This is a genomic window from Mycolicibacterium agri (assembly GCF_002553505.1).
Lineage (GTDB): Bacteria > Actinomycetota > Actinomycetes > Mycobacteriales > Mycobacteriaceae > Mycobacterium > Mycobacterium agri.
The window spans coordinates 43,344-67,693 of sequence record NZ_PDCP01000019.1; the positions used below are offsets into that span (position 1 = coordinate 43,344).

The 24,350-nt window shown below is 67.2% G+C and carries 26 protein-coding genes; 6 read left to right on the forward strand and 20 right to left on the reverse strand.

Annotated features, from left to right (window positions below; all coding sequences use genetic code 11):
• Positions 1-121 precede the first annotated feature (121 nt).
• Positions 122-1,993, forward strand: a complete 1,872-nt coding sequence (locus tag CQY20_RS12720) for an FAD-binding oxidoreductase (RefSeq protein WP_097940443.1) — start codon at positions 122-124, stop codon at positions 1,991-1,993.
• Between the two features lie 3 nt (positions 1,994-1,996).
• Here CQY20_RS12720 and CQY20_RS12725 read toward each other — a convergent pair whose 3' ends face one another.
• Positions 1,997-2,431: an acyl-CoA thioesterase gene (locus CQY20_RS12725; protein ID WP_097940494.1), complete on the reverse strand. Its 435-nt coding sequence runs from the start codon at positions 2,429-2,431 to the stop codon at positions 1,997-1,999.
• A gap of 17 nt (positions 2,432-2,448) precedes the next feature.
• The gene (locus CQY20_RS12730) at positions 2,449-2,673 is read right to left on the reverse strand and encodes a hypothetical protein (protein ID WP_097940444.1); all 225 of its coding nucleotides are present in this window, start codon (positions 2,671-2,673) and stop codon (positions 2,449-2,451) included.
• Between the two features lie 247 nt (positions 2,674-2,920).
• Between CQY20_RS12730 and CQY20_RS12735 the strand changes: the two genes are divergently transcribed.
• Both CQY20_RS12735 and CQY20_RS12740 read left to right on the forward strand, forming a co-directional pair.
• Positions 2,921-3,409: a hypothetical protein gene (locus CQY20_RS12735; RefSeq protein WP_174814707.1), complete on the forward strand. Its 489-nt coding sequence runs from the start codon at positions 2,921-2,923 to the stop codon at positions 3,407-3,409.
• Between the two features lie 48 nt (positions 3,410-3,457).
• Positions 3,458-4,162 carry a hypothetical protein gene (locus CQY20_RS12740; protein ID WP_097940445.1) on the forward strand — a complete coding sequence of 235 codons (705 nt, stop codon included), beginning with the start codon at positions 3,458-3,460 and terminating at the stop codon, positions 4,160-4,162.
• Between the two features lie 5 nt (positions 4,163-4,167).
• On the opposite strand, the gene CQY20_RS12745 is transcribed toward CQY20_RS12740, so the two are convergent.
• The 3 genes from CQY20_RS12745 to CQY20_RS12755 form a co-directional block, all read right to left on the reverse strand.
• A complete protein-coding gene (locus CQY20_RS12745) occupies positions 4,168-4,824 on the reverse strand; it encodes a GntR family transcriptional regulator (protein WP_133119068.1) in 657 nt (218 codons plus the stop codon).
• A gap of 62 nt (positions 4,825-4,886) precedes the next feature.
• Positions 4,887-5,828 (reverse strand): PDR/VanB family oxidoreductase, encoded by a 942-nt coding sequence (locus tag CQY20_RS12750; RefSeq protein ID WP_234816226.1) that lies wholly within the window; start codon positions 5,826-5,828, stop codon positions 4,887-4,889.
• Positions 5,829-5,843: 15 nt separating this feature from the next.
• Positions 5,844-6,536, reverse strand: coding sequence for a hypothetical protein (locus tag CQY20_RS12755; RefSeq protein ID WP_097940448.1), 693 nt, complete (start codon positions 6,534-6,536; stop codon positions 5,844-5,846).
• A gap of 213 nt (positions 6,537-6,749) precedes the next feature.
• Here CQY20_RS12755 and CQY20_RS12760 point away from each other — a divergent pair, with 213 nt between their 5' ends.
• Both CQY20_RS12760 and CQY20_RS12765 read left to right on the forward strand, forming a co-directional pair.
• Entirely contained in the window at positions 6,750-8,174 is a 1,425-nt protein-coding gene (locus CQY20_RS12760) for a purine-cytosine permease family protein (RefSeq protein ID WP_163701083.1), read from the forward strand.
• 51 nt (positions 8,175-8,225) lie between these two features.
• Complete coding sequence (locus tag CQY20_RS12765; protein WP_097940450.1) at positions 8,226-9,887, forward strand: PucR family transcriptional regulator; 1,662 nt, start codon at positions 8,226-8,228, stop codon at positions 9,885-9,887.
• Positions 9,888-9,896: 9 nt separating this feature from the next.
• Here the strand turns inward: CQY20_RS12765 and CQY20_RS12770 are convergent, their stop codons facing one another.
• The 11 genes from CQY20_RS12770 to CQY20_RS12820 form a co-directional block, all read right to left on the reverse strand.
• Positions 9,897-10,520 carry an SRPBCC family protein gene (locus CQY20_RS12770; RefSeq protein ID WP_097940451.1) on the reverse strand — a complete coding sequence of 208 codons (624 nt, stop codon included), beginning with the start codon at positions 10,518-10,520 and terminating at the stop codon, positions 9,897-9,899.
• Entirely contained in the window at positions 10,517-12,910 is a 2,394-nt protein-coding gene (locus CQY20_RS12775; RefSeq protein WP_097940452.1) for a xanthine dehydrogenase family protein molybdopterin-binding subunit, read from the reverse strand. Before CQY20_RS12775 ends, CQY20_RS12770 begins: the two co-directional genes overlap by 4 nt.
• Positions 12,907-13,410 carry a (2Fe-2S)-binding protein gene (locus tag CQY20_RS12780; RefSeq protein WP_097940453.1) on the reverse strand — a complete coding sequence of 168 codons (504 nt, stop codon included), beginning with the start codon at positions 13,408-13,410 and terminating at the stop codon, positions 12,907-12,909. Before CQY20_RS12780 ends, CQY20_RS12775 begins: the two co-directional genes overlap by 4 nt.
• Positions 13,407-14,309 (reverse strand): FAD binding domain-containing protein, encoded by a 903-nt coding sequence (locus CQY20_RS12785; RefSeq protein WP_097940454.1) that lies wholly within the window; start codon positions 14,307-14,309, stop codon positions 13,407-13,409. The genes CQY20_RS12780 and CQY20_RS12785 overlap by 4 nt, the downstream gene beginning before the upstream one ends.
• Entirely contained in the window at positions 14,306-15,058 is a 753-nt protein-coding gene (locus tag CQY20_RS12790) for a CoA-transferase subunit beta (protein ID WP_097940495.1), read from the reverse strand. The genes CQY20_RS12785 and CQY20_RS12790 overlap by 4 nt, the downstream gene beginning before the upstream one ends.
• Before the next feature lie 74 nt (positions 15,059-15,132).
• Complete coding sequence (locus CQY20_RS12795; RefSeq protein WP_207767267.1) at positions 15,133-16,098, reverse strand: CoA transferase subunit A; 966 nt, start codon at positions 16,096-16,098, stop codon at positions 15,133-15,135.
• Positions 16,095-17,048 carry an LLM class flavin-dependent oxidoreductase gene (locus CQY20_RS12800; protein WP_097940455.1) on the reverse strand — a complete coding sequence of 318 codons (954 nt, stop codon included), beginning with the start codon at positions 17,046-17,048 and terminating at the stop codon, positions 16,095-16,097. The genes CQY20_RS12795 and CQY20_RS12800 overlap by 4 nt, the downstream gene beginning before the upstream one ends.
• Positions 17,049-17,148: 100 nt before the next feature.
• Positions 17,149-18,027 (reverse strand): 5-oxoprolinase subunit C family protein, encoded by an 879-nt coding sequence (locus CQY20_RS12805; protein ID WP_097940456.1) that lies wholly within the window; start codon positions 18,025-18,027, stop codon positions 17,149-17,151.
• A 4-nt stretch (positions 18,028-18,031) separates the two neighbouring features.
• Positions 18,032-18,667, reverse strand: coding sequence for a 5-oxoprolinase subunit B family protein (locus tag CQY20_RS12810; protein WP_097940457.1), 636 nt, complete (start codon positions 18,665-18,667; stop codon positions 18,032-18,034).
• Positions 18,664-19,425: a LamB/YcsF family protein gene (locus tag CQY20_RS12815; protein ID WP_207767268.1), complete on the reverse strand. Its 762-nt coding sequence runs from the start codon at positions 19,423-19,425 to the stop codon at positions 18,664-18,666. Before CQY20_RS12815 ends, CQY20_RS12810 begins: the two co-directional genes overlap by 4 nt.
• A gap of 102 nt (positions 19,426-19,527) precedes the next feature.
• A complete protein-coding gene (locus CQY20_RS12820; protein ID WP_097940458.1) occupies positions 19,528-20,409 on the reverse strand; it encodes a LysR family transcriptional regulator in 882 nt (293 codons plus the stop codon).
• Positions 20,410-20,517: 108 nt separating this feature from the next.
• On the opposite strand from CQY20_RS12820, the gene CQY20_RS12825 reads away from it, so the two are divergent.
• Positions 20,518-21,570, forward strand: a complete 1,053-nt coding sequence (locus tag CQY20_RS12825; protein ID WP_234816227.1) for a diaminopropionate ammonia-lyase — start codon at positions 20,518-20,520, stop codon at positions 21,568-21,570.
• A gap of 30 nt (positions 21,571-21,600) precedes the next feature.
• On the opposite strand, the gene CQY20_RS12830 is transcribed toward CQY20_RS12825, so the two are convergent.
• From CQY20_RS12830 to CQY20_RS35150, 4 genes are all read right to left on the reverse strand, one after another.
• Positions 21,601-22,302, reverse strand: a complete 702-nt coding sequence (locus tag CQY20_RS12830; RefSeq protein WP_207767269.1) for an HAD family hydrolase — start codon at positions 22,300-22,302, stop codon at positions 21,601-21,603.
• Entirely contained in the window at positions 22,299-22,502 is a 204-nt protein-coding gene (locus CQY20_RS12835; RefSeq protein ID WP_163701406.1) for a zinc-ribbon domain-containing protein, read from the reverse strand. The genes CQY20_RS12830 and CQY20_RS12835 overlap by 4 nt, the downstream gene beginning before the upstream one ends.
• A gap of 297 nt (positions 22,503-22,799) precedes the next feature.
• Complete coding sequence (locus CQY20_RS12840; RefSeq protein ID WP_207767270.1) at positions 22,800-23,843, reverse strand: alkaline phosphatase family protein; 1,044 nt, start codon at positions 23,841-23,843, stop codon at positions 22,800-22,802.
• Positions 23,837-24,235, reverse strand: coding sequence for an alkaline phosphatase family protein (locus CQY20_RS35150; protein ID WP_207767271.1), 399 nt, complete (start codon positions 24,233-24,235; stop codon positions 23,837-23,839). Before CQY20_RS35150 ends, CQY20_RS12840 begins: the two co-directional genes overlap by 7 nt.
• Between the last annotated feature and the right edge of the window lie 115 nt (positions 24,236-24,350).

Sequence of the window (24,350 nt, forward strand, 5' to 3'; positions counted from 1 at the left end):
TAGCCCCCAGCGGCGACTGCTGGTCAGCGTGCCCGCGGGTTGGCGGTCAGCGTGGGCGACATCAGCGCGGGATCACGGGAGCCTTGCAGGACCGCATGAAGCGCCTGAAGGAGACCATGACATGTCCATCCCGACCGCCCCGACGATCGCCCACCTGGACCGCGACGCCATCGAGAAGTTCACCGCAGCCGTCGCCGATCACGGTGAGGTGATCACCGACGACGCCACCCTGGTCGCCCGCGGCCACGACTTCTGGGGCGTCGGGGGAACCGCCGAACTTCTGCTGCGACCCCGCCATCGCGACGAAATCGCCGCGATCATGCGCATCGCGTCCGAATACGGCATCCCGATCGTTCCCCGCGGCGGCGCGTCGAACTGCTCGGGCGGGATGATGCCAGCCAACGGCCGCGTGCTGCTTGACCTTTCAGGTCTGAACCGCATCCTCGACATCGACGTCGAGGCACGGCGGGCCCGCGTCGAACCCGGCGTCGTCAACTCCGATCTGCAGGACCGTCTCGCTCCGCACGGATTGTGCTTCTCACCCGACCCGGTGTCGGCGCATCTGGCGACGGTGGGCGGCAATGTCATCGAAAACGCAGGCGGCCCACACGCATTGAAGTACGGCGTCACCTACAACCACATCGTGTCCGCAGACGTCGTGCTGCCCGACGGTTCGACCGTCACCTTCAGCGCCGACCATGACGGCCCGGACCTGCTCGGTGTCCTCATCGGCTCCGAGGGCACCCTCGGCATCGTCACCGAGGTGACCGTCGCGCTGCGTCCGATCGCCCCGGTCACGCACAGCCTGATGGGCGCGTTCGCCACCGCACGTGAGGCCGCCGACACCATCGCCGCGATCATCGCCACCGGTGTCGTGCCTGCGGCCGTGGAATGGCTTGACCGCGACGGGATCGCCGGGCTGCAGCAGTTCTACGACACCGGCTATCCGCTGGACGCCGACTCGATAGTGCTGATCGACGTTGACGGCTCGGCCACCGAGGTGGCGCGCGACCAGGCGACGGTGGAACGAGTGCTGCGCGAACGGGCCACGGAGGTCCGGGTCGCCGAGGACGAGAAGGCGCGCGCGGCCCTGTGGTATGGCCGGCTGCACGCCCCGGACTCGGTGGTGCAGAGCGGCAAGGGATTCTTCATCGGCGACGTCACCGTCCCCCGCGATCGTATTCCCGAGATGCAGGCGGCGATTCAGGCCGTCGCCGCCCGCCATTCCGACCGACTGCTGTTCATCTCGGTGTGCGGCCACGCCGGCGACGGGGACCTGCACCCAACCACCTTCTACGACAAGGACAATCCGAAGGCCGCCGCGGCGTTGGAGGCTGCGAACAACGAAATCGTCGAGGCTGCATTGGAATTGGGCGGGACGATTACCGGGGAGCATGGCGTCGGCACGGAGAAGGTCCAATTCATGACCAAGCGCTTCACCCCCGTGGAGATCGCCGCCCAACGGTCGATCAAGAACGCGTTCGATCCCGCGGGGCTGCTCAACCCCGGCGTCATGTTGCCCGAACCTGCCGCCGACGAACCGGCCACGCCGGCGTTCGCCGCCAGCGTGCGCGCTGCGCTGACAGGGGGCTTGGCACCGGATCCCGCTACAGCGCTCACCGCGGGCGGAGACCGCGAGATCAGTGTCAACCTCGGCAATCTCAGCCTGGTGGTGGGCGCCGAGGCGACACTCGACGAGCTCAAGCGCCATCTCGATGCGCACGGGGTCCGCTGTCTCGCGGTGCCCGAATCCGGCGGCGACCGCACCGTCGGCGAGCTTGTCGCCACGGCCGCCGGCGAGGAGCGGATGGGCGTTCGGCACGCGCTGCTCGGCGCCGACGTCTTCGTTGTCGACGGCGATGCGCCTGCCCGGTTCGGCGCGGAGACGATGAAGGACGTCGCGGGCTATGACACCAAGCGCCTCTACATCGGCAGCCATGGTGCGTTCGGCGCGCTGACCAGGCTGATCTTCAAGATCTCGGTCGCGGTGTAGCCGTCACCCGTCGGGTGTGAGCGCTGCAAGCGCCTCGCGGATCGGGTCCGGGATGGCAACGGCTTTGCGGGTGTCCCGGTCAACGAAGACGTGCACGAATGACCCGTGCGCGACGGCCTCGTCGTCGACGCCGTCGAAGATCGCGGTGCCGTAGGTGACCGACCGCTGCGACAGCCGGTCCACCCGCAGGCCGGCCTGCAGGGTCTGCGGGTAGGCCACCGGAGCCCGATACGAGCAGTGCGATTCCACCACCAGCGCGATGACGTCCGAGGTGTGGATGTCCAGGCCGCCTTCGGCGATCAGGTAGTGGTTCGCGACGGTGTCGAAGTAGCTGTAGTACGTGACGTTGTTGACGTGGCCGTAGACGTCGTTGTCCATCCACCGCGTGGTGATGGGGACGAAGTACTTGTACTTGTCTGCGGTGTGTTCGGCCGGCATCGGCATCAGGTCTGCGCTCAGCGCTTGAGCCAGCTCCTGATCGTGTTCAGATCCCTGGTCAGCGCCATCAGCACGCCGTCCTTGTAGAGCACCCCACCGCTGATCTTCTCGTTGCCTTGCCACACGATGCGGACGCGGTCCGGTTGGCGGGTGTAGTAATCGACGCGGTCGGCATCCCTGTGCTGCCAGCCGGCCTGCGTGGCGAGTCCGGACACCTCCGCACGCTCGTCGATCGCCGTCATGGCATGTACCTCCTCTAGTCGCGCATCCGACTGTACTTGGCGCCCTCGATTGTGAACCTGGCGACGGTTTGGGGCACAAAACCGTCGCCAGACGCACAAATGCGGGTGCGGGAGGTCGCGTGGAATTTCTTTCGTCACTGGATCGTTATCAAGGTTTGTCACAATTGTCACATGGGTAACTTCAGTAACAGGACGGTGCGGCCGCATCGCCCTCGCCCTCGAAGAAAGAGACGAATGGGAATCCATCATGAACACAGTCCTCTACCTCACCCCCAGCGGCGCCGCATATGAGACCCGCGCCTACAGCACCGCCGATCTGGCCGACTTGATTCACGATCACGGGCTGCAGTGCCTGACCAGCTCCGACCAGCAGTTCGATTACTGGTTCAGTCCGTCGCCGCGCGGATGTCAACGCCGCGCCAACCGCCTCGCCACCGAACTGTTGCTGGCGACCTCGAAATTCTCCGCCAAGAACGTGCCGGTGCTCCGCGGGTCGGTCGTCGTCGCCACCCATGACGCCGACGGCGATCTCGACGGCCTCAGCTGGCTGCAGCAGGAACTGCTCGTCGCCAAGCGCCAGTCACTGAGCAAGCGCACGCGCCGCGCGCTCGACCGCCGAATCCAGCGCGAGGACGCCCGCCAGCAGCGCGCCGCCGACGATGCGGCTCGGCGCCGCCGCGGAAACACCCTGCGGCCCAGCGCCAATCACGACGACCTTGTCACGGCCCGAAGCTGACGAACCGCCGTCCTTCACCAGGCGTAGGCGGTGGTCCACCATGAAGAGATGTCGTCGCCACGCGCCATACTGAGCGCTCTCGTCCTCAGCGCAGCGTTGACCGCAGGGCTGTTCGCACCTATGTCACGAGCCGATGTCGTGACGGCGGACGGCGCTACGTACCAGCCGCTGTGGCCGTTCGCCTCGCAAGACGAGGCGGATCGCTGGCTGCGGGACGGCGCCGGGGATGAGCAGTGGCATGCCGACCCGCAGGCCACCGCGTTGCGGTTCACCCGCGACTTTCTCGGGTTCTTTGAGATCGACCGGACCACCTCATTCACCGAGGAAGCCGACGAGGCGTGGGTGGGCGTCGGCTACCCGTTGCCAAACGGCGAAAACACCACCGCCGCAACGCTTCACCTGGTCCGCTTCGGCGCTGCCGAAGATGCCCCGTGGGAAGTGGTCGGCAGTGTCGACGACACCCTCACGCTGTCCACGCCGCCGTACGGCCACCTGGCCGGGATCGCGATCGACGCAGGCGGCACCGTAACCGGTGTGGACGAAAGTTTGCACCTGCAGGCCAAACAGAGCACACAGCCGGATGCGCTGGGAACGTACTGCTGTCTGGCGGCGGGCGGTTCGGCCAGCGAGTGGTCGACGACATTAGAGCTTTCAGACAGGCCGCAACCGGGCGCGGTGACGTTGGTGGTATGGACGGGCGGACACGTCGCGGAGGTCGAGGATTTCGCGATCACCGGCCTGCGCGCTGACTGAACCGACTACTCGGAAGACATGTCGTTGGCGATCTCGGCGTAGTTCCACTGATGTTGCCGTGCTTGCTCACAGGCCGCGTCGACGCCGCCTTCGAGCAGCGAATCCAGCAGTGCCTGATGGTCTTTGGCGATGCCGGCGAGGTCCGGCGTCGTCGCCATCATCGTCACCGAGGTGCGCGCCTCGATGTGCAGGTTCTCCCATGTGCGCCTGATGAGTTCGTTTCCGGCCGCCTCGACGATATGGCGGTGAAACGCAACGGTCTCCGCGCCGACTGTCTCGACGTCGTTCTTTCGCGCCGCGCGCTGCATGCGCTTCACATCATCGGCCAACTGATCGACGGGAACATTGCCTGCGAGCAGGACGAGCCGCGTCGCGGTCTCCTCGAGTGCAGCACGCAACACGTAGCTCTCACGCAGCGTCTCCCGAACGAACGACCGCACGAATGTGCCACGTCGAGGCCTGATCTCGACGAGTCCGTAGGTCTCCAACTCGCGCAGCGCCTCCCTGACGGGGGCCTGGCTGGTGCCGAAGAGCGCGGCGACCTTGGTCTCCACCAGTCGTTCGCCGGGCGCCAGTTCGCCCGACACGATCTGGCGCACGAGCGTGTCTCGGATCTGCTGGCTGAGCGTCAGGCCGACGAGCGGCGGGTGATCCGACGGCATGATACGAAGATACGGACCGCCGGCGCCGGCTTGGGCAACTCCGCTGTGAATCAACACGGTGACTACAGATCGACCACCAGCACGGCGCTTTTCGACCGGGAGACACAGGGCAACAGCAGCTCGTTGGAGTCCCGCTCAGCGTCGGTCAGGACATCGTCGTTGTGCTCCGGAATCCCGTCGACCACCGCCAGTTCGCAGGTGCCGCAGATGCCGGCACGGCACGAATTGTCGATCTCGAAGCCGGCCTCTTCGAGCACTTCCAGCAGCGACTTGTCGGCCGGAACCCGCAGGCACGTCCCCGACCGGGCCAGTTGCACGTCGAACTCGCCGTCCGCGCAGGTGGCCGCCGCCGCCTTCGGCGTGAAGCGCTCCACATGCAGCGCACCCGCAGGCCAGTTGGCGCAGCGCTGCTCGACGGCATCGATCAACGGACCGGGCCCGCAGCAGTACACGGCCGTGTCGGCTGACGGCGTACCGAGATAGCCGTCGAGGTCTAGCAGGCCGTGCTCGTCTTCGGGGACGATGTGCAGGTCGCCGCCGGTCATCGCGCGTAGCTCACCGATGAACGCCATCGATGCGCGCGTTCGCCCGCCGTATACGAGCGTCCACGGTCTGCCGCGGTGGGCCACGTCGCGGACCATCGGCAGGATGGGCGTGATGCCGATGCCACCGGCGATGAACAGATAGCGGGTCGCATCAGCCAGTTCAAAATTGTTGCGCAGCGCGGTGATTGGGAGGACGTCGCCGGGGCGCAGATCCTCATGGATCAGGCGTGAGCCACCCCTGCCGGCCGACTCGCGCAGCACAGCGATTCGCCAAGTGTCGCGGTCGGCCGGGTCGCCGCACAGCGAGTAGTGGCGAAGCATCCCGGGTGCCAGTTCGATCTCGATGTGGGCACCGGGTGTCCATGCGGGCAGGCTGGATCCGTCGACCGATCGGAGTTCGAGGATAATCACACCGTCGGCTTGCCGATGGGTAGCCGAAATCTCAAGGCGCAGTTGCACGTTGCCGTGCTGCCGCTAGGTCGCGAGAAGCCGGGTGGCCGACTGCGGAGAGAACATGTCGACGGCGATGTCGTGCATGCCGCGCATGGCGCGCAGGATCTCGTTGCGGTCGTCGTCGGTCTCGGCGTACCGGGCAAGGATCTGACGGCCGAGCCCGACGTGGAACTTCTCGTCGACGGCGATCTTGCGGTGCACACGGACCACCTCGTCGAAGCCGTGACGCTCGCCGGCGACGAACGTCGGCTCGAGGCTTCCCGTCGCCGACGTCTCCGACGCATTCCACGCAGCGACCGCCGCGAGCGGATGGCGGTCGAGGCATTCCCAGAGGAACTCGCTCCATCGCATCGAGTCGGCCGGCACGGACGTAGGCGCGGTGCCGCCCAGCGATTCGACCGCGTTGCTCACGGCCTCGTAGTGCTCGGCCTCCTGGAACGCCTGCTTGGCCAACAGCGTGATGTGCTTGCGTTCGAAGAGCAGCCCGTACCGGCGGATCTCCTCGTTCAGCAAAAACACGTAGTCGATCTCGCGCCAGGCCCGCGTGGCCAGCCACTCCGCCAGGATGATCGGTTGCGGGTCCTTCGCGAAGGCGGCGAAGAAGTCTTCGCTTGTGCGCCTTGCGTTCTCGAAGATCGCGTCGAGAACTTCGTCGACTTCGGCGCTGATGGGGTCCAGTCCCGTTCCGCCTCTGACGTTTCTTACGTTGACCATCCTGGCCCCTTTGGCTCAGCAGGAATTGATTATCGATAATCGAGCGTAAGGAGGCGCGACACGGCCGGTCAAGGTGGTATCCACCGGCTTGTCATCTCCTGCCAAAGTCACGCCGCCCGTGTTGGCTGCTGGTTATCTGTGCAGTCGCGACGCCCGAACCTAGCGTTGTTCGCCAATCGCACCTCCTCCTGCTCTGAGGAAATGGGGAATCGCATGAGCGACACCAGCGACACCAGCACCAAGGCCACGTCTGTCGATCGGTCTTCAACGGCGAAACCCTCGGACGGCACTTTGACGCTTGAACGGCGGGGCATCGCGCATGTCCCGGCCGGCCAGCGCTACGGCCACCCTCGAAACCAGTTCACCGTGCGGTTCGCGCCGGTGATCTACCTGGCCGGGATCTACCTCGGCGCCAGCGGCGGTCCGCTCGGGCTCGGCTTCACCGGCAGCGTGACGGCCATCGTCCTGGCGAACATCCTCGGGTCGATCGTCACCGGATTGTGCGCGGTGATGGGGCCGCGGCTCGGCATGCCGCAAGTGCCGATGGGCAGGGCGCCTTTCGGGTATTTCGGAAACTTCGTGCCTGCGCTCCTCACGCTGCTGATGTGCATCGGCTACTACAGCGTCGGCACCGTGCTCGGCGCCAAGTCGCTGGCCGATCTGTTCAACGTCGCCTATCTCCCCACCGTGGTGGTGGTGGCGGCGGCCAGCATCCTCATCGGGATCTTCGGCTACAAGATCCTGCATGCGATGGGCAAGCTCATCACCAACGTGAGCATCGTTGTGCTCACCGTCGTCTCGGTGGTCCTGCTCTTCCACGGCGGGGGACCCGGCGTCGAAGCCACCGCCACCGGCACCGACTACTGGCTGTCGTGGTCGGTGCTGTTCACCGCGGTGTTCGGCTACACGGCCAGCTGGGCGCCGTACGCGTCGGACTACTCGCGCTACCTGCCCGAGAACACCAAGCCGCTGTCGGTCTTCGCCGCCGCCACGGCCGGCCTGTTCGCCTCGTGCACGTGGATGATGTGCCTCGGCGCAGGCCTGATCACGTTGATGCCGGACGGCGACGTCATCGACGCATTCGGTGTCGCGCTTCCCGAATGGCTGCGCTATATCGTGCTGCTGACTTTGGGCCTCTCGGCGATCCCGCACAACTCGGTCAACCTGTACAGCGGCGCAATGAACGCGCTGACCTGCGACGTGAAGCTGCCGCAGTGGGTGACGGTGACGATCGCCGGCGTCGTCGGCCTGGTGATCGCGATCGTCTTCGGCGGCGACCAGTTCCAGGCCAACTTCCTGCTCTTCCTGCACGTGCTGTCGTACTACATCACGCCGTGGGTGGCGGTCCTGCTGATCGACTACTACGTCGTCCAGCGGGCGGGCCGCAAGATCGAGTCGTTCGACAACTTCTACACACCGAACGGTGTGTTCGGACGCGTCAACATGGCCGGGCTGATCGCGTTGGTCGTCGGCGTCGTCGTCTCGATTCCGTTCATGGCCAACGATTTCTACACCGGACCAGTCGGCGCGGCCCTGGGCGGTGCGGACCTGAGCTACTTCGTGTCCGGCATCGTCGCGGCCATCGTGTACCTCATCTCGCGGCCCCGGTTCGCGCCTCGATCGGCGCTCGAGAGATAGTCCCCCGCGTTCGCCGAGCCGTTTTTGTCACTCGTGGCTAATCTCAGAGTGATGGACCAGCGCGACCCGGCGGCCGCCACAAGCAGTTCTCAGACCTTGACGCTGGCCGAGCTCCTCGACGACGAGGTGCTCGACGGCGCCCAGCTGGTCGCAGGCCGCGCAGGCATCGGGCGCTCGATCAACGCCGTCAACGTGATGACGGTGCCCGACATCGGCCGGTGGGTCCGACACGACGAGTTCCTGCTGGCCACCGGCTATCCCCTGCCCCGCGACGTCGAGGAACAGGGCACGCTGCTCGCCGACCTGCACCGGCTGGGCCTTGCAGGCATCGGCATCAAGCTCGATCGGTATATGCCCGAGCTCACCCCGAAGATGATCGATGTCGCCGACCAGCTCGGCCTTCCGCTCGTGGTCATCCCCGAGCACATCCGCTTCGACGACATCTTGAGCCGGGCGTTCGCCGCGATCGTGAACCGGCAGGCAGCGGCATTGGAGAGGGCCCAGGAGATCCACAATTCCTTCCTCGACATCACCCTCTCCGGCGGCGGCCTGGCCGAATTGGCACGCAAGCTGTCCGCGCTGCTCGGCGACGCCAGCGTGGCGATCACCGACCGGCAGGGCGGTGTCCTGGCGATCGCAGGCGACCAGGCGCCGTTGGCCGAACTGCACCTGCTCACCTCCGGCACGATCGACGCCGCGCGCCTACGGGGTGCGGGCGTGCGCACCGACCAGCGCACGCGGAAGAGTTGGGCGTGGCGCGAGATCCGCGCCGGCCGGCTACACCACGGTTTCGTCGTCGCCGTCGAATCAGCAAGGCCCTTCGGCGAATTCGGGGTGGCGGCTGTCGAACAGGCGGCGGTCGTGGCCGCGCTGGAGGTGACCCGCGATCTGGCTGTCGGCGCCGTGGAGCGGCGGTTTGCCTCGAACGCGTTGTTCGAGCTGATCACCGGAAGCGAATTCGAGCCACGCGAGCACACCCCGCTGAGCTCCGGCTTCGGCTGGCGGCTGGACCGCGACATCGTCGTTCTCGTCGGACGTAAGGAAAGCCCCGGCGACGAGATGCCGCTGAGCAAGCGCCAATCGCGGTTGGCCGACGACCGCGCCATCGAGTTCTGGACGTCGGCGGTGCGCAGCAGGGACAGAGACGCCGCCGCGGCGGGTCTCGGCGCCGAACTGGTCGCGGTGATCGGCGCCGACGGTGATGCGCTCGCCATCGCGCGCTCTGTGCAGGCGGAGGTCGCCCAGTTCACCCGCGCCGAGTACGCCATCGGCGTGAGCCGCAAATACCGTGGCCAGACGGGGATTTCGATCGCCTACCAGGAGGCGCGCACCGCGCTGCGGCTCGGGCATCGGGTGTCGGGAACCAGCGCGGTCACCGCGTACGGCGAACTCGGGCTGTTCAGATTGCTGGCTCAGGTGCGCGACGAGGAACTGCGCACCTATGCCGAAGAGACGTTGGGGCCGCTGATGCGGCTCAGCGACCCCGAGCGATCGGAGATGTTCCGCACACTGGAGACGCTCATCGAACACAACATGAACATGGCCGAGGCGGCGCGGCACCTGCATTACCACTACAACACGCTGCGCTACCGGCTGGCCAAGCTTGAGCGGCTGCTCGGCCCGTTCAGCACCAGCACGCAGGTCGCCATCCAGGTGGGCGTCGCGCTGCAGATCACCGAGATGCAGCGCAATCTCGCGCGCCGCCCGAAGTGAGCCGCGGCCTCAGTTGGGCCGCACCCGCACGCTGAGCCGTTCCAGGAAGTCTGCGATGCGCTGCCGGGTGACGGCCCACACCAGCGGGAGCACCTTGATCTCACTGCCCGCGTCGGCCGGTCGCTGCGGCCGAATCATGGTGGCTGTGGCGCCATTCGGGCTCGGTGCCGCGCGCAGAGGTTCGCGGGTGGGGCCCTCGATTCTGGATACGAGCTCGTCGGCGAATTGCCCGAACATCTGGTTGGAGACGTCACGGATGCCGCGTCCCAGCGAGGCGATGCGGCCGGTGAGGTCGAGGTCGGAGACGACGTCGATGCGGCTGCCCGATTCGGCTGGGGCGACCTGAACCCGGACGTGAGCCTGCACCGAGCCGGACCCGCGCCGGTCGCGGCCGCTGGCGTCGATCACGATGCGGTGCTCACCCGCGTCACGTTCCACCACTGCGGCCCTGCCGACGTAGTTCATCTTCAGCGGTCCGAACGCGACGTGCAGCACGCCCTCATACCGGTCGCCGCCGAGATCGTCGACAAGCTCGGCGCCGGGCATGCATTCGACCACCGCGGGGGTGTCCTGCAGGAAGGTCCACACGACGTCGGGGCTGGCGTTGACCTCGGTTCGATGCGCAAGCTTCATGGCTGTTCCTTCTTGCTCTGCCGGCGGTCCCGCTCGTCGAGCAGTGCCAGGACCCGTTCGGCCGTGATGGGCAGTTGTTTGGGTCGCACACCGATGGCGGCTTCCACGGCGCTGGCGATGGTGGCCGCAGGCGGACCGATCGGCGGCTCGCCGATGCCACGCGCGTTGAGGGGGCCACGGCCCTCGCCGCTCTCGACGACGGCGACTTGGATGTCGGGGAGGTCCATCGACGACGGAACCAGGTAGTCGGCGAACAGCGACGACAACGGGTGGCCTTCGTCGGTGACGCAGTCCTCCATCAGCGCGTAACCGATCCCTTGCGCGGCACCGCCGATGATCTGGCCCTGCACCCGAATCGGGTTGATGGCGCGGCCCACGTCGTGGCAGGCCGCATACTTGAGCAACTGAACGTCGCCGGTCTCCAGATCCACCTCGACCTCGGCGGCGTGTGTGCCGAAGGTGTAGTCCGGGAACGTGTTGCCCTGGCCCGTCTGCGGGTCGAAGCCGCCCGACCGTGCCCGCCATGTCGTCAGCACCGACGTGTCCACGCGGGCTTCGCTTGCGGCGCGCACCAACTCGGGCAGGCTCATCCCGGTTTCGCCGTTCTCGCTGCGCACCATCCCGTCGGCCCAGACGAGAGCGTCCTCGGGCACGCCGAGTTCCTTGGCCGCGACGGGGGTGAGTTGGTCGCGCAGCTTACGCGCCGCGCGCAGGATCGCGTTGCCCGACATGTACAGCTGGCGGGTGGCGAACGTTCCGCCTGCGGGCGGATTGAGCGCGGTGTCTCCGATGTAGACGCTGATGTCCGACAGCGCGACACCGAGGATCTCCGAAGCGATCTGGCACAGACTGGCGGCCTGGCCCGCGCCGAGATCGGTCACGCCGCTGCGGATCAGCAGCGTGCCGTCCGGCTGCAGCGTGACCCATGCGGAGGCGTGGTCGCGGAACCAGATGGTGCGGCCGTACGGCTGCATACTCCCCGCGAACCCGCGCCCGACAACCTTGTTCGGTCCGCTGGGTTCGCTTGGCGCGCCGAGCGATTCGAGGGCAGCGCGGCGGGTCTCGGCGATGGCGACCGCGGTGGTGAGGGGTTCGCCCGCGGCGGTGAGATCACCCTTGGCGATGTAGTTGCGGTCGCGCACCTCTTCTCGATCGAGGCCCAACGCCGTTGCCACCGCATCGATCTGGGATTCGTAGGCGAACACCACCTGCATCGCGCCGAAACCGCGGAACGCGCTGGTCGGCACATTGTTGGTGAACACCGCCCGGGATCTGGTGCGCAGCACCGGCACTCGATACGGGCCGGTGGACAGCGCCGCCGCGGCGAACAACACCCGCGCACTCAGGCACGGATACGCTCCGGCGTCCCCGATGATGTCGGCGTCGACGGCGAGGATCCTGCCGTCCCCGTCGGCCGCTGTGCGGTAATGCATGACGAACGGGTGGCGTTTGGTGCTGGCCAGGATCGACTCCTGGCGCGACCAGATCATCCGTACCGGGCGGCGGGTCCGCCACACCAGCAACGCCAGGTAGGGCTCCACCGTCATGTCCTCTTTGCCGCCGAAGCCGCCGCCCATGTATGAGGCGATGACGCGGACCTGGCTCTGCCGCAGCCCGAGGATGGCGGCGATCTCGACGGCGTGCTCGATCACCTGAGTGGAGACGCGCAGGGTCACGACGTCGTTCTCCAACCAGCCGACGCCCGCCTCGGTCTCCATATAGGCGTGCTCGACATGCTGTGTGCGGTAGGTGTTTTCGACGACGACGGTGGCCTTGGCGAATGCCTCTTCGAGATCGCCGCGCTCGAGACGCCAGTTGACGAGGACATTGCCCTCGTCGTGCACGAGCGGAGCGTCGTCGGCCAACGCGTCTTCAGCGCTGTACACGCCGGGCAGCGGCTCGTAGTCGACGTCGACGAGGTCGGCGGCCTCGGCGGCGGTCTCGGGGTCGACCGCGGCGACCACGGCGACAGGTTCGCCGACGTATCGGACGCGGTCGCGCGCGAGGACGGGCTGCTCGACGGTCAGTTCACCGAGCCCGCCACTGGCGTGTTCGACGATCGCGTTGTGCGGAACGTCGGCCGCAGTGAGCACGGCCACCACGCCCTCGAGGCGCTCGGCGGCCGAGGTGTCGATGCGCACGATCTTGGCGGGCCCGACATCGGATCGGACCACCTTGCCGTGGATCATGCCGGGCAGGTTCCAGTCGGCGGCGTACAGCAGGGTGCCGCGGACCTTGTTGACGAAGTCGTGGTGTGCCGGTGACTGGCCGACGACGCGGAAGTTGCGTTCGCGTTCCAGCGGTCCGGAGTCGGCGTCTGGGTCGAATTCGGCTGGCGCCTGCGGTGGTTCGGTGGTGTCGGGTGTCGTCCCGGGTTCAACGGTGGTCATGGCGCTTCACCCTTCTCGGCGGCCTGCTCGGTCGGTGTGCGCAGGTAGTCCTCGACCGCGTCGACGATGGCTTGGTAGCCGGTGCAACGGCACAGGTTGCCAACCAGTTCGTAGCGAATCTCGTCTCGGGTCGCGGTCGGATTGCGTTGTGCGAGAGTGGCTGCCGTCAGCAAGACTCCTGCGGTGCAGAACCCGCATTGCGAGGCGCCGCGCTCCAGGAATCGCTTCTGCAGCGGGTGCGGGTCCTCTCGAGGATCGGACCAGCCCCGCAGTGTGACAACTTCATGGCCCTCGGCCTGGACGGCGTACATGGTGCACGCGCTGACGGGTTCGCCGTCGAGCAGCACCGTACATGTGCCGCAGACGCCCTCGGCGCAGCCGTAGCGGACGTCGGGCATGCCCAGGTCGTCGTGCAGCACGTCGAGCAGGGTGCGGTCGTTGCGCACCCAGACTTCGTGTTCGCGGTTGTTGACGGAAAGTGTGAGCTGCGTGCGGATCATGCGGTGCCTCCGTTGTCGGCGAGAACCCGTTCAAGCAGCCTGCGGGTGTGTACCGCGACGAGGCGGCGTCGGTAGTCGGCGCTGGCGTGCAGATCGGTGTCGGGGTCCAGTGAGGCCGCGATCGCCTCGGCACTCTCGCGGGCCCGGTCGGGATGGCCCGGGTCGGACAGCGCGGGCTCAAGTAGCTTGTCGTCCACCAGGATTGGCCGGTCGGCGACGCCGCCGAGAACGACGCGTAATCGCGGGCCCGATGAGGTGGGGCGCGCGACCACGCTGACGCTGACGGTGGCGAAATCGGAAAAGCGGCGGACCACTTCATGGAAGCCCCAGCGCGCCTCGCCTGCGATCGGCAGCCTGGCGCCGGTGACGACTTCGTTGGGTTCCAGCGCCGTGGTCAGATAGGTGATGAAGAAGTCCTCGACGGGGATCGTGCGCTGCCCGCCGGGCCCGAGCGTGATGATCTCCCCGCCCATGGCCGTGGCCACCGACGCGATCTCGGCGGTCGGGTCGGCGTGGGCGAGCGAGCCGCCGAAGGTGCCGCGGTTGCGGACCCGCACATTGCCGACGAACTGAACGGCATGGGCCAGCAGCGGCGCATGGTTGCGAACCACCTCGGAGGTGGTCAGCACGCGGTGGCGGGTGTTGGCCTCGATGAATAGCTGGTCGCCGTCGATGCGTGGGTCCGCCGCAGGCACCGGGTTGACGTCGATCAGGGCGGCGGGAAACGCCAGCCTCAGGTTCAGCATCGGGACAAGGCTCTGGCCGCCGGCCAGAATCTTGCCTTCGCCCTCCCACAGTTCGAGTAGCTCGACGGCGTCGGCCCATGATTCGGCGCGCTGGTATTCGAAGCACGTCGCGGGTGTGCGTTCACCGTGGCGAATCGCCTGGTCGACGGTCATCCGGCCGCCTCCTCGTTGTTGTCTTCGCTGGCACCGACGAGATAGCGCAGCAACGCGAGTTCGTCGTCGCCCACCGGGGCCAGCTCGTCCACGTCCTCGTGCACGAGCAGCTCGAAGCCGGTGGCCGCCTGCACCTTATCGACGGTCACGCCGGGCTGCAGCGCTCGAAGCCGCATGCGGTGCGAGTCGGGCGCGAAGTCGAGCAGCGCCAGATCGGTGACCACCCAGCGCGGCCCGCCGTACAGCAGCCCGCTGTCGCGGCGGCTGGTGCCGCCGGTGAGGAAACCGGGGCTCGTCACGAAGTCGACGCATTCGACGAACCGGCGCGGCTCGTGTTGGGTGACGACCACCACCTGGTTGCACATGGACGCGATGTCGTTCGCGCCGCCGGGCCCCGGCAGCCGCACCTTCGGCTTGGCGATATCGCCCACGACACTGGTGTTGACGTTGCCGTACTGATCCACCTGCGCGACACCGATGAACCCGTAATCGAAGTAGCCGCGCTGCGCCATCAGGAAGATATCCGTTGCACCGGTGATCATTTGGGCACCGATCGCGGCGCGGACTTCGTTGGTCGACGCCGGCAGCTCACCGGGCGCCAACTCGACGCCGATCATTCCGCCCTCGAGCAGAACGGTCAGGTGCGGAGCCTGCCGACGCTTGGCGACCGCCGCGGCAACCAGTGGTTGGCCGATCCCCGCGAACAGCACTTTGCCGTCCTCGAGCAGCCGGCTCGCGGTGATGGTCATGATCTCATCCGGCTTGGCGTCGGGATGCTGAGTCGAGTTCCGTTGACCGTCAGCTATTTTCGTTGCCGATTCCATCATTGGCGCAGCATCTCCTCTGCAGTTCGCCGGATCGCCGACAGCCGCGCGGGATCGATCGAGGCGAGGTAGGCGTCGTGGTCAGGGTGGGCGACCAGCGCCGACACGTAGGCGCGCGCGCCATCGACCCCACCGGATTTCACCGCGTGCATGTAGGCCGAGAACTCGGCGATGTCGGCCTCGTAATGCCCGTAGCACTCGTGCGGATAGGCGCCCATCGGTTGGTGCACCACCGCATCGACCGCGAAGCCCGGGATGACGGTGCGGCCGGGATCTCGGCGCAACTCGTCGGTGGCGACGATCTCCTCGGCGGAGATGATGACGCTGCGCGCGGCCAGCGCCAGGTCGGAGTCCATCAGCTCATAGCCGTCGATCTGGGCGTTGCCCAGTGCGTCGGCGCGCTGCACGTGCAGCAGCGCGACGTCGGGGTTGAGGCTGGGCACCGCGTTGAGCTGTTGGCCGGTGTAGGGGCAGGTGACCTTGGCCAGGCCGAGCCGACGGTCGATGTCGGAGCCGAGCATGCTGATCGTCGGCAGATACGGAACACCCATGGCGCCTGCCTTGTAGCGCAACCCGATGCCGAGGTGGCTCCACTCCTCGAAGGTGGCCTGGCCGTTTTCGACGAGATGGCGCAGCACCGGCGCCAGACCCCACCCGTGGCCGATGCCGACCCAGCTGGTCATTACGCGGTCGGCCATACCGGAGGCGAGGAACAGTTCGGCTTCGAAGCACGACAGCGGGCGGGCCAACGTCAGCCCGGTGCGGCCCTGGCGCAGCACCTCGATCAACAACGCCATGGGAGTGCGGGCGTGGTTGGTGCCGCCAACCCCGATCACCGCGCCGTCGCCCACCAGGCGGCGCACGGCTTCTGGTGCGCTGGTGAGCTTTTCGTGGTCTCGCCGGTCTCGTGCTTCCAGCTCGGCGCGTGCGGCGACGACGCCCTGGGTGGCCAGCCGCGCGCTCACGCCGCCCCCACCGCGCTGCCGAGCAGGGGCATCACCTCCGCGGCGCACCGCTCGACTTGTTCGAGGTCGTATTGGTGCGGGATCAAGCAGATCTCCTGCACCCCGGCGTCGAGGTGGGCCGCGATCTGCTCGGCGCAGTCCTCGGGTGTACCGCAGATTGCGCTGTCGGGCGTCGCGCTGCTCCACTCCGGTGTGTCGAAGTAGGACGCCAGCCAGGGACCGGTTTGGGCCCTGGCGGCCTCCTTCGAGGGGCCGATGCAGATCGGCAGCTGGTTGAGCGATCGCAGTTCGGACGGGTCGCGGCCGGCCTCTTCGGCGAACCGCCGGACCTTGGCCCACGACGCAGCGAAGGCCTCGGGGGTGTAGAAGTACGTCAGCCAGCCGTCACCGAGTGTGGCGGCCCGCTTGAGAACCCGGTCGACGTATCCGCCGACGAGGATTTGAGGTCGCGGCTGGGGCGGCGGCAGCATCTTGACGCGGCGGAACGACAGGTCATCCCAGCTCCCTGTGACCTCGTCGTTGGTCCACAGGTCCATGCAGATTTCGAGGTTGCGTTCGAATATCCGACCGCGGGCCTTGAATGGGGTTCCGGTAGCGGCGAACTCGCGCTCGTACCAGCCCGCGGCCACGCCGAGCCGCAGCCGGCCACCGGAGATGGCCTGAATCGAGGCCGCGGTCTTGGCCAGCAGCGCCGGGTCGCGGATCGGCAGCACCAGGACTCCGGTGCCCAGCTCGATCGTCGTGGTGTGGCTGGCCAGCACGGCGAGCGTCGTCAGTGCTTCCAGTTGCGGGAAGGGCTGTCGGCTGCCGAGGAACAGGTGGTCCCACGCCCACAGCGAGCTGAAGCCGAGTTGTTCGGCCCGGCGAGCCGTCGTGAGCAACTCCTCGATGCGAGGCGTCTTCTGGGCCGATGTGAAGTTCTCCACGGCCAGCCCGAATGTCGCCGGCATATAGGTCCTCCCTGTCGAAAGGGGCTGGTGCGGCGCCACGTTATTGCAATCCGAGGGCCGTTTCTATGGCATCGATAGCCAGCTGAACTCAACATATTTGTCACTGGTTCACAGCGCTTGGTCGAACCGGCTTGAACCGGATGCGAGCGCCGGGAACCGCCTGCGCAGCGCGGTCCACGCCGCTGCGCGGCACGACGCCGATGACGGGATATCCCCCGGTCACCGGGGCGTCGGGCATGAACAGCGTCGGTCTGCCGTTGGTCGGCACCTGCAGGGCGCCGACCACGACGCCCTCGCTGGCGAGTTCGCCGGGCCGTCGGCGCGCCAGCGGCGGACCGTCCAGCCGGATCCCCACCCGATCGGCATCCGGGCTCACGGTGAATCGCGCAGTGGCCAGGCATTCGATGGCCTCGTCGGCGAACCAGTCGTCGCGCGGACCGAGCAGCAACGGCAGTTCGAGTAAGGAATTCATCGACGCTGCCACAGGCGCGCAATCGACGGGCGGCCAGTCCGCGCACCGGTCGCCGATCTTCAAGACGTCGCCGGCGCGCAACGGCGGCGTGCCGATGTGGGCCATGGTGTCCCATGACGCCGACCCGAGCACGCGGTCGCCCTCGATGCCGCCACGGACCGCGATGTAGGTGCGCAAGCCGTCGCTCGCAGCGCCGAGAGCCATCGTCTCGCCTGCGAATACGGTGAACGCACTGTTGATCGCCTGCTCGCGGCCACCGCAGCGGATCGTCACCGGAGCACCGGTGACCGCAACGAGAACGGTTGTGTCAAACCGGATTTCGATACGGCCGAAAACGGTTTCGATGCATGCGGCTCCGGGCTGGTTGCCGACAAGGCGGTTCGCCAGGTCGTATGAGGTGCGGTCGGCGGCACCCGAACGGCCCACCCCTAGATGCGCGAGGCCGCGCCGGCCGCGGTCTTGCAATAGCGCAAGTACGCCGACCGATTCGATCGTCAGTGAGGTCATCAGGTCATCGGTCCACGGCGCGGAACTGCACCACCGCTCCTGGCCGCAACACCGCAGGCGGGTCGACGGCCGAATCCCACAGCACCGCGTCGGTGTGCCCGAGCAACTGCCATCCGCCGGGCGAGACGCGCGGGTAGATCGACGAGAATTCGCCGGCCAAGGCGACGGATCCCGCGGGCACCCTGATCCGCGCCTCGTCGCGCCGCGGCACCCGCAGTCGGGGGTCGCCACCGATCAGATAGGAGAAGCCGGGGGCGAAGCCGCAGAACGCCACCCGCCATTCGGTGCTGGTGTGTGCGGCCACCACCTGGTCCACGGTCAGGCCGGTGAAGCGCGCGATGTCGGCGAGATCTTCACCGTCGTAGCGCACATCGATCACGTGCCGTTCGTGTGCGGCCGATCCACCGGCAGCCGGCTCAATGTCGGCAATGGCCGCGCGCACCGTGCCGGCGTCAGCGATGTCGGGATCCAGTTGCACCAGAAGGGTTTCCAGTCCCGGAACGACATCGCAGACGCCTGGCAGGTCGGCTGCGCGCACCGCGTCGGCCCATCGATGGACGAGGTCGTTGTCACCGACGTCGAGAAGCCACGCCGCGTCACCGCAGGGTCGTATGACGGGTGGGGAGGCGGCGCGCGTCACCGGATGGGAACGACCTCGATTCCCGCGCCTTCCAGCGCCGCGCGCGTCTTACGGGCGAACTCGACGGCGCCGGGGGTGTCGCAGTGCACCAGCAGCGCCTCGGCGGTCACGGACACTTCGCTTCCGTCGACGGCGGTGAGATGGCCTTCTTTGACCATCTGCACGGCCCGCGCGGCCGCCTGGTCGGGATCGGTAAGCAGCGCGTTCGGCTCGGACCGCGGCTGCAGCAGCCCTTCCGGTGTGTAGGCGCGGTCGACGAAGGCTTCGGCGATCAGTCGCAGGCCCGCTTCCTCGCCCAGACGCCACAATTCGGTTCCGACCGGGCAGAGCAACGGGATGTCCTTGTTGAATTCGAGGGTGGCGTCGACGATCGCCTGGGCATGCTCGGTGTTCTTGGTGGCGACGTTCCACAGCGCGCCGTGGGCGCGGATGAAATCGACCTTGCCGCCGGCGATTCGGGCGAAGACCTCCAACGCGCCCATCTGGTAGAGCAGGTCGTCGCGCAGTTCTGCCCCCGGGACCGCGATGTATCTGCGCCCGAAGCCGTGCAGATCGCGGTAGCTGACCTGGGCGCCGATGGCGACGTTGTTTTTGACCGAGATCGCGCAGGTGCGGCGCATGATGCCGGGGTCACCGCCGTGGAAGCCGCAGGCGATGTTCGCGGCCGTGACGATCTCGAGCAATGCGTCATCGTCACCCAAGCTCCACCGACCCAGTCCCTCGCCGATGTCGGTTGTCAACGCCACCTGTGCCGTCACGCGTCCTCCTGCCTCGTACGTCGCAATGGCACAAGTATCGCGGGCGCGGGCGCCGCAGAACAGCGCCGGTCACTGCATGGCATTAGTCACTGAAACTGCCGATTAGGCGAAGTGGCCGCGCAGGGCATCCCGCACTGCCCGCACCGAAGGGTCGCCGACTCTGGCGCGTCGGGCGAGGGAGACCAGGGTTCGTGAGTATCCCGTCTCGAGCCGCCGCAGCGCCGGCGTCTCGCGTTGCGGCGGCAGCACCAATCTCGGCAGGACGCTGGCCGCGGCGCCGTGGCGGACCAGGAGCAGAAGCAGGTCGAGGTCGTAGGACTCGTATTGCACGGTCGGGCTGAACCCGAGTCCGCGGCAGTGTTGCACCGCCCACGCGCGGGAAGCGGCGCCGACGGGTTCGAGCGCCCAGGGCAGACCGCCACCGTCCTTGAGAAGGTCGCGGCCCTCCACCAGCGATGTCGCTGCGATGATCTCGAGCGGGTCTTCGCCGAGGACTTCGCGGTCGATGCGGCGGGGCTGTTCGGTGTCGGTGCCGGGATACTCCTCGCTGACCACCAGGTCGAATTCGCCGCTCAGCAGCGCGGGCACCGCGACTTCGGGTTCGGATTCGACCAGTTCGATGCGCAGCCCCTGGTACCGCTGCTGGCATTCGAGCAGCACCGGGACGAACGTGCGGGCGGCGCTGCCGAAGGCCGCCACCCGGCAGGTGCCGCTCGGCGGTTCCTCGCCGGAGCGCAGCTCTGCCTGGGCGGATTCGAGCGCCGCCAGGATGTCTGCCCCGCGGTCGGCCAGCCGGCGTCCGGCGTCGGTCAGCCGCACGCCGCGGCCCACCCGCTCGAGCAGCACCGCACCGGCTTCGCGTTCGAGCAGGGCCAGCTGCTGGGAGATCCCGGACGGGCTCATGTGCAGGGCATCGGCGACCGCGGCGATGGTGCCTCGATGGCTGAGCTCGACGAGAAACCGCAGTCGGCGTACATCCAGCACGAGACGAGTCTAGTAAAACACTTCAGTGCTACTGCCGGATCGACGGCAGCAATCGGTGATGTTGCGGCGTCCCGCCGCTGCCTAGGGTTCCGAGGCAGGAGGTGCGCAGTGCTGACGACCGAACCGTTTCTGCCCAACCCGAGTTGGAGTGCCGGACGACCCGCCGAGCCGCGCGAGACCAAGGAGGTGCGCCGGTTCCACGAGAGCCTGTCGGACTACGCCGTCACGCCGCTCGTCCCGCTGCCCTCGGTCGCCGCGGAGCTGGGCTTGGGTTCGGTCGTGGTCAAGGACGAGTCGCTGCGGCTCGGGCTGCCCGCGTTCAAGATGCTCGGCGCCTCGTGGGCGGTGCACCGCGCGCTCGGCGATGGCTCCCGCGACGGGCGCCGGCTCGTCACCGCCACTGACGGCAACCATGGCCGGGCCGTCGCGCGCATGGCTGCCTTAATGAACCTTCCCGCGACAATCGTTGTGCCCAACGGTGTTTCCGAACGAGCCGTCGAACTGATCCGTGATGAAGGCGCCGATGTGCGGGTGCTCGATGTCCCCTACGACGAGGCGGTTCGGCACGCGGCGGCGCTCGCCGAGGCCGATCCCAACGCGTTGCTTGTGCAGGACACGTCCTGGCCCGGGTACGAGGACGTGCCGCGGTGGATCGTCGACGGCTACGCGACCCTGTTCGACGAGGCGGCCGACCAGGCCCCGGGACTCGGGGTGGGGATCGACCTCATCGTGGTGCCCGCCGGTGTCGGCTCACTCGCCCATGCCGCCGTGCTGTTCGGCCGCTCGCAGCCCGACTGCCGGATCGTCGCCGTGGAACCGCAAGTGGCCGACTGCATTCGGGCCAGCCTGGCCGCCGGCGGGCCGACCACCGTGCCGACCGGGGAGACGAGTATGGCCGGGTTGAACTGCGGCACGCCGTCGTATCTGGCGTGGCCCGACCTGGCGCGGGGATTGGCGGGTGCGGTGGTGGTCGACGATGCGGCCGCCGCGGACGCGAGCGCCGAGTTGTCGGCCGCAGGCGTCGACAGCGGTCCGTGCGGCGCGGCGAGTCTGGCCGCGTTGCGGGTGCTCGCCGTCGAGCCGGCCCGCTCTCGGCTCGGGTTGCGGGATGACTCGTCGGTGATGCTGCTCAACACCGAGGGCTCCACCGCGTCCGGGTGAGTGTCTGGGTGAGCCTACGGGTGTGCTGGCTCAGGACAACGACCGGATGACGTGTGGCAGGTCGGTCAGCGTTACGGTCGGTGTCCGCTCATTGGCTGGTCCGACGTACACGGCGGCCATCCCGATCGCGCGCGGGCCTTCGATATCGGCCTGCCAGTTGTCGCCGACGAAGACGGCGTCGGTGGCCGCGACGCCGCATTGGCGCAGGGCCGTCTCGAAGATCTTCGGGTGCGGTTTGCGCCAGCCGATAGTCACCGAGGTGATCACCGTCTCGATCGCGTTGTGCAGACCGAACTTTCGGAGCAGTCGCGGAACAAGCTCAGGGTGATGGGTATTGCTGACGACGGCGAGCCGGTGGTCTGTCGTCAAGTCCTCGACGCAGTCGTGCGCACCGGCCGCGATGGCGACCTTTTCGGTCCACGCGTCGATGTAGTCGGCGATCAGCGTTTCAATCGCACCCGCTGGCAGTGACGGCGCACCTATGGTGTGCCAATACTGTTGTGCTACTTCGTGCATGGAGAACTCGCGTCCTGTTTCGGCGGCGGCGTCGTCGAGCTGGCCCCAGGCGCGTCGCCACTGCTCGTCGACCGCCTCAGCGCTGATCGTCAATCCCGCCATCCTGGCGAATGCCAGCGGTGCGTTGTAGGTGGGGTGAATCGACGGGTCGTAATCGACGAGTGTGCCGAAGAAGTCGAAGAAGACCTGCGAGGGCAATGTCGTTCCTGCCGTCACACGTAACTGGTGGCGCCGCAGATGCCGCAGACCTCGAACTCCTTGCGGCCCCAGCGTGCGACGGGGATGAAGAAGAGGCTGACTTGCTTGAATTCGCGCATGCGGGTCCATTGCGTCGTGTTGTGACAGCGCGGGCAGGTCCGGACGTTCCCGGGGCCGAGCATCTTCTGCTTGATGCCGTAGCCGAAGATAAAGAGCAACACGATTTCACCTCGGTCGATTGTCAGCACCCTACAATCACGGGCGTTTACCCGCGGCGGTCGAGGTCAAACCGCCGCCAGGACGTCAGAAGCTGACCACCGTCCTGACGCCTTCCCCACGCGCCATCAGGTCGAAGCCCTTGTTGGGCCAACGTAACAGTTCAGCCGGTAACGGCCATCCACCCCGGTGGTCGATAACGGCCCCTTCGCCGAACGTGAACGTACGGCGAATAATCGCGCCGAAATTCGCAGAGGCTGCACGTTCGGCGTTCGTCTATGAGCCGACTCGCGGTTCGTCTATGGGCGGGCTCGTGTCGAGCCGTCGCCGCGTTCGACCCGCGCCCGATCGACCCGCTGAGCGACCGAGACTTCGGTTTGGCTCACCAGCGTGGTAGCGACCCAGAACGCGTCGTAGTTGTGTACGTATGCAGGTTGTCCGTACGGTTCGTCCAATGGTTCGGGGCGGGGCAGCCGGCGGTTGACGATGAAGGGGATCTGCAGTTCACCCAGGGCACCGTGCGAACGCAGCGGCGCGTCGAGTCCGCTGAGGTCATGCCATTCGGCATATCGGCCGAGAGCTGTTGCGGCGTCAGCGATCACGATCACATCGCCGATACGGTCCGCGGGCAGGCTGTAGAGATCGACCGCCTCTTGACGGGTGTGCGCTGCTTCGACGCCCTCGAGCCGGCTCAGTCCGGCGATCACCGATTCACGATCGGCATTCGCGGGCAGGTGAATGCTGGCGAACGAGCCGAGCGCACCGTGGTGCACCGTGTAGGGATCGGTGATCGGCAGAATCACCCGGATGTCGTCGGCGCCCTCAACACCTTTCGTGGTGCCGTCGAGGCCGAGGATGCGGCGCACCTCGTCTTCGACATAGATCACGTTCGGCCGACCGGACGCGTCGGTCTTGGCGCTCATTCCGTGGTCGGCGGTCAGGACGACGATCGCGCCCAGCTCGTCGAGCTCTGCCACATACGAGTCGATCATTCCGTAGAACGCGTTGGCGGTCTCGCTACCGGGTGCATGTTTGTGCTGGATGTAGTCGGTCAGCGACAGATACATCAAGTCGACGGCACGCGACCGCAGGGTCGCGACACCGGCCGCGAGCACGAATTCGCTGAGATCGGCCGAGTAGACGCTCGGCAGCGGGCGACCCACCAGCTCCAACACATCGTCAATCCCGTTGTCCTGCAGGGTTGCTTGGTCGGCCTTCTCCGCGGAGAAGCAAATCCCCTTCCGGCTGGGTTCGACAAATTCGCCGTCATTGCGCTGACCGGGCCCCGCTTCGACGAGTCCCGCGCCGAGGAGGCGACGCAGCTTGTCCTTCGCCGTCACCACGGCGCGACGTGCAACCCGGCCTCGTTGGCCACGGCGAAGATCGTCGGCGCCCGGAGGAAGTGCTTGTCGTTCATCAGCACTTCCTCGCCCCGCTCGGTGTCGAAGATGTAATTGCCGCTGATGCCGTGCACGACCGGCGGCCGCCCCGTCGCAATCGACAGATTGTTCGGATTGGTCAGCGCCGGCATGGCACAGTGAGCAGGCCACGAACTGCTGTTTTCGCCGTCCAGCAGCTTGCTCAACCATGGCATCCGTCCGGCCCGCATGGCCTCGGAGTGATAGTCCGGTTCACTGCCGTCAATGCAGATGACAACCACTGGGGCGGCCGGCATGGTGTAGGTCCGGTCGTTGACGGTGAATGAGGTTGATCCCACGCTGCGCTCCTGCTGCATTTCCGAAGTGAAGGTTCCCACATAGATAGTGCGCGCGCTGTCGGGAACACTGAACCCGTGTTCTCGTTATGGGAGGTATAGCCGAGCTCATCCAGACCCATAGCCGTGCCATGTG

What these genes read in the sequence shown, in the direction of transcription:
- CQY20_RS12720 (WP_097940443.1), top strand. Translation starts at nt 122, where the DNA reads ATGTCCATCCCGACCGCCCCGACGATCGCCCACCTGGACCGCGACGCC.
- CQY20_RS12725 (WP_097940494.1), bottom strand. Translation starts at nt 2,431, where the DNA reads ATGCCGGCCGAACACACCGCAGACAAGTACAAGTACTTCGTCCCCATC.
- CQY20_RS12730 (WP_097940444.1), bottom strand. Translation starts at nt 2,673, where the DNA reads ATGACGGCGATCGACGAGCGTGCGGAGGTGTCCGGACTCGCCACGCAG.
- CQY20_RS12735 (WP_174814707.1), top strand. Translation starts at nt 2,921, where the DNA reads ATGAACACAGTCCTCTACCTCACCCCCAGCGGCGCCGCATATGAGACC.
- CQY20_RS12740 (WP_097940445.1), top strand. Translation starts at nt 3,458, where the DNA reads ATGTCGTCGCCACGCGCCATACTGAGCGCTCTCGTCCTCAGCGCAGCG.
- CQY20_RS12745 (WP_133119068.1), bottom strand. Translation starts at nt 4,824, where the DNA reads ATGCCGTCGGATCACCCGCCGCTCGTCGGCCTGACGCTCAGCCAGCAG.
- CQY20_RS12755 (WP_097940448.1), bottom strand. Translation starts at nt 6,536, where the DNA reads ATGGTCAACGTAAGAAACGTCAGAGGCGGAACGGGACTGGACCCCATC.
- CQY20_RS12760 (WP_163701083.1), top strand. Translation starts at nt 6,750, where the DNA reads ATGAGCGACACCAGCGACACCAGCACCAAGGCCACGTCTGTCGATCGG.
- CQY20_RS12765 (WP_097940450.1), top strand. Translation starts at nt 8,226, where the DNA reads ATGGACCAGCGCGACCCGGCGGCCGCCACAAGCAGTTCTCAGACCTTG.
- CQY20_RS12770 (WP_097940451.1), bottom strand. Translation starts at nt 10,520, where the DNA reads ATGAAGCTTGCGCATCGAACCGAGGTCAACGCCAGCCCCGACGTCGTG.
- CQY20_RS12775 (WP_097940452.1), bottom strand. Translation starts at nt 12,910, where the DNA reads ATGACCACCGTTGAACCCGGGACGACACCCGACACCACCGAACCACCG.
- CQY20_RS12780 (WP_097940453.1), bottom strand. Translation starts at nt 13,410, where the DNA reads ATGATCCGCACGCAGCTCACACTTTCCGTCAACAACCGCGAACACGAA.
- CQY20_RS12785 (WP_097940454.1), bottom strand. Translation starts at nt 14,309, where the DNA reads ATGACCGTCGACCAGGCGATTCGCCACGGTGAACGCACACCCGCGACG.
- CQY20_RS12790 (WP_097940495.1), bottom strand. Translation starts at nt 15,058, where the DNA reads ATGACCATCACCGCGAGCCGGCTGCTCGAGGACGGCAAAGTGCTGTTC.
- CQY20_RS12800 (WP_097940455.1), bottom strand. Translation starts at nt 17,048, where the DNA reads ATGCCGGCGACATTCGGGCTGGCCGTGGAGAACTTCACATCGGCCCAG.
- CQY20_RS12805 (WP_097940456.1), bottom strand. Translation starts at nt 18,027, where the DNA reads ATGACCTCACTGACGATCGAATCGGTCGGCGTACTTGCGCTATTGCAA.
- CQY20_RS35150 (WP_207767271.1), bottom strand. Translation starts at nt 24,235, where the DNA reads ATGCAGCAGGAGCGCAGCGTGGGATCAACCTCATTCACCGTCAACGAC.